General features: G+C 63.9%; 12 protein-coding genes and 1 tRNA gene. 3 read left to right on the top strand and 10 right to left on the bottom strand.

Annotation, left to right across the window (positions count from 1 at the left end):
- Positions 1 to 80, top strand: a tRNA-Leu gene (locus BLT16_RS11900).
- Between the two features lie 90 nt (positions 81 to 170).
- Here the strand turns inward: BLT16_RS11900 and BLT16_RS11895 are convergent.
- From BLT16_RS11895 to coxB, 5 genes are all read right to left on the bottom strand, one after another.
- The gene (locus BLT16_RS11895) at positions 171 to 1,028 is read right to left on the bottom strand and encodes a DNA/RNA non-specific endonuclease (protein WP_089658727.1); all 858 of its coding nucleotides are present in this window, start codon (positions 1,026 to 1,028) and stop codon (positions 171 to 173) included.
- An 87-nt stretch (positions 1,029 to 1,115) separates the two neighbouring features.
- Positions 1,116 to 1,391 carry an Lrp/AsnC family transcriptional regulator gene (locus tag BLT16_RS11890; protein WP_076746515.1) on the bottom strand — a complete coding sequence of 92 codons (276 nt, stop codon included), beginning with the start codon at positions 1,389 to 1,391 and terminating at the stop codon, positions 1,116 to 1,118.
- A gap of 105 nt (positions 1,392 to 1,496) precedes the next feature.
- Positions 1,497 to 1,838: a hypothetical protein gene (locus BLT16_RS11885; RefSeq protein WP_089658726.1), complete on the bottom strand. Its 342-nt coding sequence runs from the start codon at positions 1,836 to 1,838 to the stop codon at positions 1,497 to 1,499.
- A complete protein-coding gene (gene ctaD / locus BLT16_RS11880) occupies positions 1,838 to 4,369 on the bottom strand; it encodes a cytochrome c oxidase subunit I (RefSeq protein ID WP_089658725.1) in 2,532 nt (843 codons plus the stop codon). Before ctaD ends, BLT16_RS11885 begins: the two co-directional genes overlap by 1 nt.
- A complete protein-coding gene (coxB, locus tag BLT16_RS11875) occupies positions 4,366 to 5,295 on the bottom strand; it encodes a cytochrome c oxidase subunit II (RefSeq protein WP_340148261.1) in 930 nt (309 codons plus the stop codon). The genes ctaD and coxB overlap by 4 nt, the downstream gene beginning before the upstream one ends.
- A 132-nt stretch (positions 5,296 to 5,427) precedes the next feature.
- On the opposite strand from coxB, the gene BLT16_RS11870 reads away from it, so the two are divergent.
- Positions 5,428 to 5,904, top strand: coding sequence for a DUF2231 domain-containing protein (locus BLT16_RS11870; RefSeq protein ID WP_089658724.1), 477 nt, complete (start codon positions 5,428 to 5,430; stop codon positions 5,902 to 5,904).
- Positions 5,905 to 5,963: 59 nt separating this feature from the next.
- Here BLT16_RS11870 and BLT16_RS11865 read toward each other — a convergent pair whose 3' ends face one another.
- Together BLT16_RS11865 and BLT16_RS11860 are read right to left on the bottom strand one after the other, a co-directional pair.
- The gene (locus BLT16_RS11865; RefSeq protein ID WP_089658723.1) at positions 5,964 to 6,383 is read right to left on the bottom strand and encodes a CopD family protein; all 420 of its coding nucleotides are present in this window, start codon (positions 6,381 to 6,383) and stop codon (positions 5,964 to 5,966) included.
- 87 nt (positions 6,384 to 6,470) lie between these two features.
- Complete coding sequence (locus BLT16_RS11860; RefSeq protein ID WP_089658722.1) at positions 6,471 to 6,938, bottom strand: methylated-DNA--[protein]-cysteine S-methyltransferase; 468 nt, start codon at positions 6,936 to 6,938, stop codon at positions 6,471 to 6,473.
- Between the two features lie 349 nt (positions 6,939 to 7,287).
- Here BLT16_RS11860 and BLT16_RS11855 point away from each other — a divergent pair, with 349 nt between their 5' ends.
- Positions 7,288 to 7,605, top strand: a complete 318-nt coding sequence (locus tag BLT16_RS11855) for a high-potential iron-sulfur protein (RefSeq protein WP_089658721.1) — start codon at positions 7,288 to 7,290, stop codon at positions 7,603 to 7,605.
- Between the two features lie 71 nt (positions 7,606 to 7,676).
- Here BLT16_RS11855 and BLT16_RS11850 read toward each other — a convergent pair whose 3' ends face one another.
- From BLT16_RS11850 to BLT16_RS11840, 3 genes are all read right to left on the bottom strand, one after another.
- Positions 7,677 to 9,233, bottom strand: coding sequence for a SpoVR family protein (locus BLT16_RS11850; RefSeq protein WP_089658720.1), 1,557 nt, complete (start codon positions 9,231 to 9,233; stop codon positions 7,677 to 7,679).
- A gap of 23 nt (positions 9,234 to 9,256) precedes the next feature.
- Positions 9,257 to 10,537, bottom strand: a complete 1,281-nt coding sequence (locus BLT16_RS11845; RefSeq protein WP_089658719.1) for a YeaH/YhbH family protein — start codon at positions 10,535 to 10,537, stop codon at positions 9,257 to 9,259.
- Positions 10,538 to 10,705: 168 nt separating this feature from the next.
- Positions 10,706 to 12,628 carry a PrkA family serine protein kinase gene (locus BLT16_RS11840; RefSeq protein ID WP_089658718.1) on the bottom strand — a complete coding sequence of 641 codons (1,923 nt, stop codon included), beginning with the start codon at positions 12,626 to 12,628 and terminating at the stop codon, positions 10,706 to 10,708.
- Between the last annotated feature and the right edge of the window lie 140 nt (positions 12,629 to 12,768).

Below are 12,768 nucleotides of genomic sequence, written 5' to 3'. Positions count from 1 at the left end.
TGGCGGAATTGGTAGACGCGCTAGCTTCAGGTGCTAGTGTCCGTAAGGACGTGGAGGTTCAAGTCCTCTTCTGGGCACCATCGTCAATCCCCCCCGCACTGCTTATCTTCCATCAACCACCCCGATCAGCGTCAGGGCGGTGATCTATGCTTTCCGATAGCTTGCAATGGCTACTCGAAGCGTCCCGGCAACCTGGCCACCTCTTCCAGCCCCCAACCATCGGTGACCACCCGACTCTCCAGGCGTTGCGCCTCGGCCGCGGGCAGATTGGGAAAGAAGTTCAGTCCGGTGCGCGCCTCGACCTCGTCGATGCTGACCAGATAGTCGCCCAGGGGCTCATCGCCGGCGACCTCCTGAGGCATGATGAAGGCTAGCGCCAGCGGCTGCTCGGCGGGCACCAGCAGAATCTTGTAAAAGGCCTCGGGAATCTCGACCAGCCCCACGCGATTGAAGAGGTTGTCCATGAAGCGCTCGGGAAACACCGGGCCGGTGATCACCTGCACGACCCCGAAGCGTGGCACGAAGTGGTCGATCACCGCCTCTTCGAGGCGCTGCCACAGACGCCGATTGAGATCGGGCCGCTGCGGCGAGATATTGCTCATCAGGAAACTCTGCGACTGGGCCTCGGCGCCGTGCACCACGGCGATGGCATAGTTGGGCGCCAGGTGGCCGCGGTCGTAACCACTGCCGAAGTAGCTGTCCGGCGCGATCGGCCACAGGGTGCGCCAGTCGCGCTGGAAATTGGGTCTTGGGCCGGCACTCGGCTCGTCCACAGCGTGCAGGCTATAGCTGACCCACAGCGGATTGACACGCAGATCCGACCAGCCGACCAGGAAACCGTCGTTGCGTAGCACCCGATGCAGGCTGGTGGGCGTCGGCGACTCCCAGGTCGGCACGCCCATCCATACCAGCTGGTCGCGGTACTCCTGCTCCTGGGTGTACCACAGGCCGGTGCCGACCAGCACGAATACCAGGCTGATGCCGATGCCACGCGCCTGACGGCGCCAGCGTGATATGCGTCGCTTCATGTAGTGAACACTTGCTGACTCTCGATCATCCGTGAAACCGGGCCGCGCTGGTAAAGCATCAGGCTACCGACACGCCCCAGTGAGTACTCACCAACCCACCGAGAACATCGTCTCGAGGTCATGACGCGAGTGAACCTGCATGGCATTGAGGGTCTCGGTCTCGCGGATCCCCTCGACCTGATCGAGGCGCTCGGTGACCAGCTGCGCCAGGCCCTCGAAATCGCGGGTCCGGGCAATCGCCACCAGGTCGTAGCGGCCACAGGTGGAGAACACTTCGCTGATGCCCTCGACGTCGGCCAGACGCTCGGCCACGGCCTTGATCTTGCCCTTCTCGGCGTTGATCAGAATCACGGCGTTCTGCATGGGATCGCTCCTAACATAGGGGGAAAAGCGCTGGCGGGAGTATAGCAGCGTGGCAGGCCCAGCGTCCTCGCGATGGTCGCTGCCGTCGCCCAGCCAGATGCCCCGCTAGAGACACGGCGGCACGCCAATCACCGGAATCCCCACGAACAGCGTCGACACCGCCGAAAACAGATAAAGCCCGGCAGATACCGCGGCCACGAAGCGCGGCCTGCCCAGCTCGTCGCGGGCCGCCTGCAAGCAGGCCCAGGCCAACCACGCCAGCAGCGCCGTGGTCGCCGCAGTGAGCAGGCCGAGCACGCCGTTGATGGCGGTCAGCGCACCCTGCGCCGGGGCCGGCGGCGCCACCGCGCAGGCCACCGACAGCCCGCCGTAGATGGCCACGAACCACAGGCTCCATAGCGTCAGCCCGATGACCAAATGCAGCGGATGGGTCAATGCCAGGCGCATCATGCCCCACCCCCCAGCCACATCGGCATCACCACCACGGCGAACAACACGATCCAGTAGACCACTAGGTTGTAGCGCCACAGCCTTGCCACCACGGCCGGCTCAAAAGGCACCTCGGCGCTGACGTAGCCGTAACCGACCCGCAGTGCTTGCAACAGCGTCAATGTCGCACCCAGGGCGCCGTGCAGCAGCACATAGATCAGGCCCAGCAGCAGCACCGCATCATGGGCCGTCTCGGTGGCGGCAAGATCGGCCTGCCAGATCACCCAGACCAGCAGTGCCACCTGCGCACCGCCCAGCAGCGTGATCGCCAACATCCCTGACGCCAGGCCGCGGTCATCCTGCCGACGCAGGCCGTTCACCAGTTTCTCCAGCCATACTGCCCCGGCACTCAGCGCTACCCCGGCCATTAGCATCATCGGCAGCGACAGCGGCGACGTGTCGGGCATACGCCACTCAGGCGATACCGTCCACAGGTAGAACCAGCCGAACAGATACGATAGGAAGAAGGAGCCGTTGGCGAGCAGCGCGATCGACATCGCCCATAGCCCCGGCCCGTCCATGGTGCGCGAGTGCAGCGGCGGTTCACCCGGCGCGACGCGAGCGTCCGGCGCGGCCCTGGGATGTGCGCCGTTCTCCCACGACCAGCGCAGCAGCAAGCCCACCGCCGTCAACGTGGCAATCCCGGCCAGCGGGTACATCCGCACCAGCAGGCATACGCACACCACCGCCAGCGCGGCGGCCGCCAGAAAGGGCCACCAGCTGCTGGTGGGGATGTGGATCACCTCACGTAGCTTGCCGGTCAGAGGGTCGCTGCCCCATAGCTCCCGACGGCCGAAGGGCGCCCCCGGCAGACCGTGCTCGCCGGCAGCGGTACTGCGCGGCAGGTCAGGGTCATCCCACATCGGATGGCGACTATGGACCGTCGGCAGGCTGACCAGGTTGTAGGGGCTCGGCGGCAGGGTGTTGGCCCACTCCAGGGTATCGGCATTCCACGGATTGCGCGGTGCCGGCCGGCCAAAGCGGAAATGCAGCGCGATATCCAGCAGCACCATGGCAATCCCCGCCGACATCACGAAGCCACCGATCGACGACAGCAGGTTGAAGATCTCCCAGCCCATCACCGTCTCGTAGGTGTAGATGCGTCGCGGCATGCCCAACAGGCCGGTCCAGTGCATGATCAGGAAGGTCGCGTTGAAGCCGAGGAACGTCAGCCAGAAGCCCCAGCGGCCCAGGCGTTCGGAGGGCATGCGCCCGGAGAACAGCGGCAGCCAGTAGTAGAGGCCGGCCATCAGCGGGAACAGCATGCCGCCGACCAGCACGTAGTGCATGTGCGCGACCACGAAGTGGGTGTCATGGACCTGCCAGTTGAACGGCACCAGCGCCAGCATCACCCCGGTCAGGCCGCCGCACACGAAGATGATCAGGAAGCCGAGGATCCACAACATCGGCAGTTTCATCACCGGCCGGCCCAGCCATAGCGTGGCCAGCCACACGAACACCTGGATCGCCGTGGGCACCGCGACCAGCATGCTAGCCGCGGAGAAGAACGCCTGGGCGAGCTGTGGAATGCCCACCGTGAACATGTGGTGCACCCAGAGCCCGAAACTGATGAAGCCGGTGACGATGATCGCCACCACCACCCAGCGGTAGCCAACGATGGGGCGTCCGGCGAAGACCGGAATCAGCGTCGAGACGATGCCCGCGGCGGGCAGAAAGATGATGTAGACCTCGGGATGGCCGAACAGCCAGAACAGATGCTGCCAGAGGATCGGGTCACCGCCGGCGGCGACCTCGAAGAACGGCATGCCCACCGCGCGCTCGAGTTCGAGCATGATGCTGGCGAGGATCAGCGGCGGAAAGCCGACCACGATCATCAGCGCCATGGCCAGGATGTACCAGGCGAACAGCGGCATCTTGTCCAGCGACATGCCGCGGGTGCGGGTGCGCAGAATCGAGACGACCAGTTCGACCCCGGCGGAGAGCGCCGAAATCTCGATGAAGGTGATACCCAGTAGCCAGAAGTCGGACCCCGGGCCCGGCGCAAATTCGCCGCTGCTCAGCGGGGTATACATGAACCAGCCGCTGTCCGGTGCCATCTCCAGAAACAGGCTCGAGACCAGGATGATGCCGCCGAACAGGTAGCACCAGTAGCCCAGCGAGGTGAGGCGCGGGCACACCAGATCGCGGGCGCCGATCATCTTGGGGATCATGTAGATCGCCAGGCCCTCGAGCATGGGGATGGCGAACAGGAACATCATCACCGTGCCATGCATGGTGAAGACCTGGTTATAGATCTCCGGCGACATGAATTCCTGGTCGGGGAAGGCGAGCTGGGTGCGCACCAGCATCGCCAGGATCCCGCCGATCAGGAAGAACACCATCCCGGTGACCATGAAACGCAGGCCCAGGGTGGTGTGGTTGACGATGGTCAGCGCCTTGAGTCCGCGCGGGTTGCCCCACACCTCTTGCATCTCCTCATGCAAGCGCTGGGGATCTTGCGGCGTCGCCGTGTGGGCGGTCTCGCTCATGGGCTCAGGGTCTCCAGCCAGGCGCCGAGCGCATCCAGCGTCTCGGCATCGAGGTGGTCATGGGACGGCATGCGATTGCCGGGCTTGAGCTGCTGGTGGTGGCGCAGCCAGTAGCTGATGGCGCCCTCCTCCATGGCCAGACGTCCGGCGCCAAGGCTGACACGATCACCGATATCACTGAGGTCCGGGCCCAGCTGGCCGTCGCTCACGCCGGCCACACGGTGGCAGCTGGCGCAGTGCTCGACGAAGGTCTCGCGGGCCGCAGCGTGATCATCGCTCTGCTCAGGCGGCGCCTGGCGCTCGGCCAGCCAGGCCTCGAAGTCATCTCGCGGCATGGCCTCGACGTGGAGCTGCATATTGGTGTGCTGGGCGCCGCAGAACTCGGCGCACTGGGCGCCGAACACGCCGGCGAAATCGGCCTCGAGACGTATCACATTGGTGCGCCCGGGGATCATGTCGATCTTGCCGCCCAGGCGCGGGATCCAGAAGGCGTGGATCACGTCCTCGCCGGTGACGTGGAAGTCCACCGGCTCGCCCACCGGCATCACCAGTTGATTCGAGGTCACCACCTCACCGCCCTCGGCCTCCGGGTAGCGCACTTCCCACCACCACTGGTGGCCGATCACCTCGATGCGCTCCGCCTGCTGGCCGTCGGGCAGCGGCAACGGCAGCATGCGCTGCCCAGCCGGCACGCCAAAGGCCAGCAGCACCACGATCGACAGGCCCGGCAGCAGCAGCCCACCACCAATGATCCAGCGCCGCGCGATGCGCTGCTCATCGCGGCTGGAGCGGTCCACCCGCCGCCCACCGCGGAAGGCATACAGCCACAGCGCGGTAATCACCACCAGCACCACGGTCGAGAAAGCCAACATGCCCCACCACAGCCAGGCCACCTCGCGGGCGGCCTGTCCCGCCGGGTCGAGAATCGAGCGGTCGCCGCTGCAACCGGCAAGCGTCAGCCCTAGCCCAGCCGCCAGGTAGCGCGCACCACGGTTGACCCACCGCCGCGGGACGCGTTGAATGCCAGATACCGCATCGCTGGCGCAAAGGACGCGACCATGGCCAAGACCTCTTCCCCCAAGACTCCTCAGCGTTCGATCAAGAGCCGCGCCTCGTTTGCCGGCCACCCGCTGCACCCGGTGATGATCCACTTCCCGGTGGCCGCGCTGATGGCCCTGGTGGCCAGCGACCTGGGCTACCTCTACAGTGGCGACCCGTTCTGGGCGCGCGCCAGCCTGTGGCTGGCCGGGGTCGGCGCCTTCGGCGGCTGGATCGCCAGCGTGGCAGGCATCATCGATCTGGTCACCGTCAAGGGCATCCGGCGCCTGATCACCGGCTGGAGCCACGCCATCATCGCCGTGATGATGCTCTCGCTGGCCTCGCTCAACTGGCTGTTCCGGCTCGACGATCCCAGCTACCTGCTGCCCTGGGGACTGGCGCTGTCGCTGCTGACCGCCGCGATGATCGCCCTGGCCGGCTGGCTCGGCGGCCAGCTGGTCTACGAGCATGCGGTAGGGGTCGACATCGACGACTGAGTGCGGCCGACTCCCTGGCGTTTGCTGCATTCGGCGTCTCCTCATCAATGATATGCGCCTCAGGCGAACGGCTTGGCTAATACCAGGAAGATGACCGCGATCATCAAGCCAGACGCCAATGCCGCAATCAACGCGCTCAGTGTCCAGACCCCAGCGGGGCGCTGCTGCTCGACGCGCAGGATCAGCCAGCCACACAGCGCGTGGCACAGCACCATGCCGACAACCGCAGCGAGCTTGAGCACCAGCCACCCCCCGGCCAGGCCGTGGACCAGAAACAGCAGCGTGCCGGAGGCGATCGCCAGCAGCGCGGCTGGGGTCGCGGCGCTATTGAACAGGAAGCGGGGCATCGGCGGGGCATCATGATCGAACCCCCCGTCTGTGCGCTGACGCACACTGGCCATCAGCAGAGCGGGCAGGTAGAGCAGCGCACCGCACCAGCAGACCAGTGCGGCGATATGCACGAACTTGATCCACGGCATGGCGGCATCCTTGCGTAGCGATCTAAATCAGGTCGTTATGTCATACACCCTACCCCAGCCCCGCCTCGGGCGCCAAACGCGCCGACGTCACGGTGGAGACTCCAACCCCAGCAGTCGGGCCTTCAGCGCTGCACCGCCGCTATAGCCCCCCATGCCGTCGGCGGCCACGACGCGGTGGCAGGGAATCAGCAGCGGTAGCGGATTGGCACCGCTGGCCGCGCCAATCGCACGGGCCGCCCCGTCACGCCCCAGCCGCCTGGCCAGTTCACCGTAGGTGCGCGTCTCGCCGTAAGGGATACGCAGCAGGGCCGCCCACACCTGGCGCTGGAAATCACTGCCCTGGGGCGAAAGCGCAAGGCTGAAGCTACGCCGGCGCCCGTCAAGATAGGCCAGCACCTGCTCACGCGCGGCGTCAAAACCGTCATCGTCGCGCTGCCACTCCTCGTCGACCTCAAGGCTCGCTTCGCCGTCGAGTAGCACCAGACGCGCCAGGCCTCGCTCATCGCCGGCCAGCAGGATCTCGCCCAATGGCGAGGCGAACTGGGTATACCGCATGACGTCTCCTTGTGCTGATGTTGCATGACACTGCGGCTGGCGCGACATCTCGACGCAGATTCGCGAATCGCCGGACAGATGCACTAGCATGGAGCGAACTGCACGACGTGGCCGCTGTCATAAGCTGGCCGATGACGGGCTCGCTCGTTGTAGGATAGCGCTAGTCTCGCGCAAGATTCGAGGCGCGCACACAGAGGGGCAGCCAACGCTGACCCCACACCAGAGGCGGAATACCGCCCGAGCATGGCCGACCCAGGGTCGCCATCGTCAACCGTGAAGACCGTGAAGGGAGTCTTCGAGGCCCTTGGCAGGGCACGCGAAACCCCCAAAAGGATGATAAGGAGATACCATGGCTAACCAGAGTCGTCGTGACTTCATGCGTAACAGTCTGCTGGGCATGGCCGCCCTGCCGCTGGGCGCGGGTATTCTGTCGAAGAGCGCTTTCGCCGACAGCCTGCCGCGTCTGGACCCGGACGCCCCTGAGGCCGAGGCCCTCAACTACGTCGAAGACGCCAGCGATGCCAGCGATCACCCCGCCTACGAAGAGGGCGAGCGCTGCGACAACTGCATGTTCTATACCGAAGCCAATGAAGGCTGCTCGCTGTTCCCGGAAAACAGCGTCGAGCCCGCTGGCTGGTGCCAGTCCTGGGTCGAGATGCAGGGCTGATCGACGTTCCCATCAGCCGACCGGAACGCCGCCTAGCGCGGCGTTCTTCATGTTCGCCTTTGCATACCGACTCAGGCCGATTCGCGACGACTCTCGTCTGGCAGCGGCCACTGATAGCGACGCACCACCTCGCCGTCTTCCACTGACTCCAGACGCACCGCAAAGCCCCATAGCTGATGCAGATGGCGCATCACCGGATAGACGCTCTTGGCCAACGGCCGGCGCCGATCCTGGATATGACGCAGGGTCAACGAGCGATCGCCGCGGATATCGGCAGAGTAGACCTGGATATTAGGCTCGCGCACCGAGAGGGCGTACTGCACCGACAACGCCTCGCGCACCCTGAGGTAGCCGCGCTCATCGTGGATGGCGCTGACCTCGAGCATCTCTTCCTGGTCGTCATCGATCACGTTGAACAGCTTGAGGTCGCGAATCACCTTGGGTGACAGGAACTGCTGGATGAAGGATTCATCCTTGAAGTTGCGCATCGCGAAGTGCAGCGTCTCCAGCCAGTCGCTGCCGGCCGTGTCGGGGAACCACTCTCGATCCTCGTCGGTGGGCGTCTCGCAGATGCGCTTGATGTCGCAGAACATGGCGAACCCCAGCGCATAGGGGTTGATGCCACTGTAGTAGGGACTATCGAAGCCGGGCTGATTGACCACCGCGGTGTGCGATTGCAGGAACTCGAGCATCAGCCCCTCATCTACCAGGCCGTCGTCGAACATGCGATGCATCAGGGTATAGTGCCAGAACGTTGCCCACCCCTCGTTCATCACCTGAGTCTGGCGCTGGGGATAGAAATACTGCGCTAGTTTGCGCACGATGCGTACGATCTCGCGCTGCCAGGGTGCCAGCAGCGGCGCATTCTTTTCGATGAAGTAGAGCAGGTTCTCCTGGGGCTCCGGCGGGTAGCGCTGGTGGTGATGCAGACCAAGGGGGTCATCGTCGTCGGGTAGCGCCTCCTCGGCCTGACTTTCGCCGAGATTGGGAATGGTCCGCCACAGGGTGTTGACCTGGGCCTGCAGGTAAGCCTCGCGCTCCTTCTGGCGCTGGGCCTCTTCGGCGGCCGAGATCGGCGAGGGACGCTTGTAGCGATCGACGCCGTAGTTTTGCAGCGCATGGCAGGCGTCGAGCAGCTGCTCCACCGCCTGCACGCCATAGCGCTCCTCGCACTCGGCAACGTATTTACGCGCAAATACCAGGTAATCGATGATCGAGGAGGCATCGGTCCAGGTGCGAAACAGGTAGTTGCCCTTGAAGAAGGAGTTGTGGCCATAGCAGGCGTGTGCCATGACCAACACCTGCATCATCAGGGTGTTCTCCTCCATCAGATAGGCGATGCAGGGGTCGGAGTTGATCACCAGTTCATAGGCCAACCCCATCTGGCCGCGTCGATAGGCCTGCTCAACGGCCAGAAACTGCTTGCCGAACGACCAATGATGGTAGCCCACCGGCATGCCCACGCTGGCGTAGGCATCCATCATCTGCTCGGAGGTGATCACCTCGATCTGATTGGGATAGGTATCGAGGCGATACTCGTCGGCCAGCTTGGCGATCTCCCGCTCGAAGGTATCGAGCACGTCGAAGTTCCAGTCGGACCCGCTGGCAATCGGCTTGCGTAATGTCATGCACTGTCCTCCCCGCTATGCCGTCAGGCCTCTTCACGACGCCTGAACAGTTCGCGGAATACCGGATAGATATCGTTGCCTTCGACGATCTGACGCATGGCGAAGCGCGACGGGAAACGCGCCGCCACCGTCTCGTACTCCTCCCATAGCGCCTGATGGGCGTGGGGGGTGATCTCGACGTAGGTGAAATATTGCAACCGCGGCATCAGCGACTTGAGCAGCAGATCGCGGCAGGTAGTGGAGTCGTCATCCCAGTTGTCGCCGTCCGAGGCCTGGGCCACGTAGAGGTTCCACTGCCCTGGCGGGTAGCGGTCGGCGATGATCTCGTCGACCAGCGTCAGGGCACTGGAGACGATGGTGCCGCCGGTCTCACGGGAGTAGAAGAACTCCTCCTCGTCGACCTCCTTGGCCGCGGTGTGATGGCGTACGAAGACCAGCTCGACCTTCTCGTAGTTACGCTCCAGGAACAGGTAGAGCAGCAGAAAGAAACGTTTGGCGATGTCCTTGTGGGCCTGGGTCATCGACCCCGATACATCCATGATGCAGAACATCACTGCCTTGTTGGAGGGCTGCGGCTGATTGGTGAGGTTGTTGTAGCGCAGGTCGTAGGTGTCGATGAAGGGCACCGCCTCGAGCCGCTTCTCGAGCCGCTCGATCTCGGCCTTGAGCTCGTTGATGCGCGTCGGATTGCGCAATACCGCATCCTTGCGCTCCTCGGCTTCTAACGCTTCCAGTGCCTCGCGCAGGGCGCGGCGAATCGGCGCACGCATGGCGATGCGCCGGGCCTGAGCCTCGCGCATCGAGCGTACGATATTGATACGCGCCGGCACGCCGTCGCGGGAGATCCCGGCGCGTATCGGGCGCACCTCCTCGAGGTCCATCAGCTGCTTGCGCTCCAGGTGCGGCAGCTCGAGGCCGTCGAACACGAAGTCGAGAAACTCCTCACGGGTCAGGCTGAAGGCGAACTCATCCATGCCCTCGCCCTGATTGGAGGCGTTGCCTTCACCGGCGCCGCCGCCTCCACCCCCGCCCGGACGACGCAGCCGATCGCCCTCGACGAACTCCTTGTTGCCAGGCGCGACGATACTGCGCTTGCCGCCCTGACCGTGCTGGAACACCGGCTCCGAGATATCGCGAGAAGGGATCGAAATATTCTCACCGCGCTCCATGTCGGTGATCGAACGGCGGTTGACGGCCTCCTCTACCGAACGCTTGATATGCGTGCGGTAACGGTCGAGAAAGCGCTGCCGATTGACCGCGCTCTTGTGCTTGGCGTTGGCTCGTCGATCGATGAAATAGGTCATGCCACTCACCTCGCAGCCCATTTTCGTGGCTGATCCGGCGACAGGCCTTTGAGAGGGCGCTGTCAATATGTCCCTATACGCTACTTTTGCCATCCATGGCAAAAGACCCTCTCTACGGCCTGTCCCCGGCGCCGCTCGTTTTGGTAGCCGCAGTTCGGCGCTTTCAGCCTACTGCGACTTGCGAACCCGCAGGTACCACTCGGAGAGCAGCCGCACCTGCTTCTCGGTGTAACCGCGGTCGACCATGCGCGCGACGAAGTCCTCATGCTTCTTCTGGTCCGCGGTCGAGGCCTTGGCGTTGAACGAGATCACCGGCAGCAGCTCCTCGGTGTTGGCGAACATCTTGTGCTCGATCACACCGCGCAGCTTCTCGTAGGACTGCCAGCTGGGGTTCATGCCGTTGTTCTGGGCACGTGCCCTCAGCACGAAGTTGACCACTTCATGGCGGAAATCCTTGGGATTGGAGATCCCCGCCGGCTTCTCGATTTTCTCCAGCTCCTCGTTGAGCGACTGACGATTGAACAGCTCGCCGGTCTCGGGGTCGCGGTACTCCTGGTCCTGAATCCAGAAGTCGGCATAGGTGACGTAGCGGTCGAAGATGTTCTGGCCGTACTCGGAGTAGGACTCGAGATAGGCGGTCTGAATCTCCTTGCCGATGAAGTCGACGTAGCGTGGCGCCAGGTACTCCTTGATATAGCGCAGGTAGCGCTCGTGGGCCTCCTTGGGCAGCTGCTCCTGCTCGAGGCGCTGCTCGAGCACGTAGAGCAGGTGCACCGGGTTGGCGGCGATCTCGTGGTTGTCGAAGTTGAACACCTTGGAGAGGATCTTGAAGGCGAAGCGGGTCGAGAGCCCGTCCATGCCCTCGTCGACGCCCGCCGAGTCGCGATACTCCTGGATCGACTTGGCCTTGGGATCGGTGTCCTTGAGATTCTCGCCGTCGTAGACGCGCATCTTGGAGTAGACGCTGGAGTTCTCGGGTTCCTTGAGCCTTGAGAGCACCGAGAACTGCGCCAACATGCGCAGGGTGTCCGGCGCGCAGGGCGCCTGGTTGAGCGATGAGTGTTCGAGCAGCTTCTTGTAGATGTTGATCTCTTCCGTGACGCGCAGGCAGTAGGGCACCTTGACGATATAGACGCGGTCGAGGAAGGCCTCGTTGTTGCGATTGTTACGGAAGGTCTGCCACTCGCTCTCGTTGGAGTGGGCCAGCACCACCCCGTCGAAGGGAATCGCGCCCATGCCCTCGGTGGGGTTGTAGTTGCCCTCCTGGGTGGCGGTCAGCAGCGGATGCAGCACCTTGATCGGTGCCTTGAACATCTCGATGAACTCCATCAGCCCCTGGTTGGCCTTGCACAACCCGCCGGAGAAGCTGTAGGCATCCGGGTCATCCTGGGAGTAGAGCTCGAGCTGGCGAATGTCCACCTTGCCCACCAGCGAGGAGATGTCCTGGTTGTTCTCGTCGCCGGGCTCGGTCTTGGAGATCGCGACCTGGTTGAGCCGCGACGGGTAGAGCCTGACCACCTTGAACTGCGAGATATCGCCACCGTACTCCTTGAGCCGCTTCGCCGCCCAGGGCGACATCACGCTTTTCAGGTAGCGCCGCGGAATGCCGTACTCCTTCTCGAGCAGCTCACCGTCCTCTTCGGGAGAGAACAGCCCCAGCGGCGATTCGAACACCGGCGAGCCCTTGATGGCATAGAAGGGCACCCGCTCCATCAGCAGCTTGAGGCGCTCGGCCAGCGACGACTTGCCCCCCCCTACCGGCCCTAGCAGGTAGAGGATCTGCTTGCGCTCCTCTAGGCCCTGAGCCGCGTGGCGGAAATAGGCGACGATCTGCTCGATCGCTTCCTCCATGCCGTAGAACTCGGAGAACGCCGGGTAGCGGCGGATCACCTTATTGGAAAAGATCCGCGACAGCCGGGAGTCCTTGGCGGTATCGATCACCTCGGGCTCGCCGATGGCCACCAGCATCCGCTCGGCGGCAGTGGCATAGGCGGTGGGCTCGCTGCGACACAGTTCCAAGTATTCCTGCAGGCTGATCTCTTCCTGCTGAACGCGTTCGTAGCGGTTCTGCACATGATCGAAGATGCTCATCGAAGCCTCCTTAAGCGCGGACCCTCGGCGGCGGCGTCGAACCTCATGCCGGTCGAGGTGACTCTATCAGCGTAGACAGAATTAGACGGCGCTGGATGGACACAGCCTCCGCCGATTCAACGCTAATCGCCTCGACAGGG

This window comes from Franzmannia pantelleriensis (assembly GCF_900102875.1).
Lineage (GTDB): Bacteria > Pseudomonadota > Gammaproteobacteria > Pseudomonadales > Halomonadaceae > Franzmannia > Franzmannia pantelleriensis.
The sequence above is the reverse complement of the archived record's forward strand: the minus strand, read 5'-3'. Positions and strand labels throughout refer to the sequence as shown.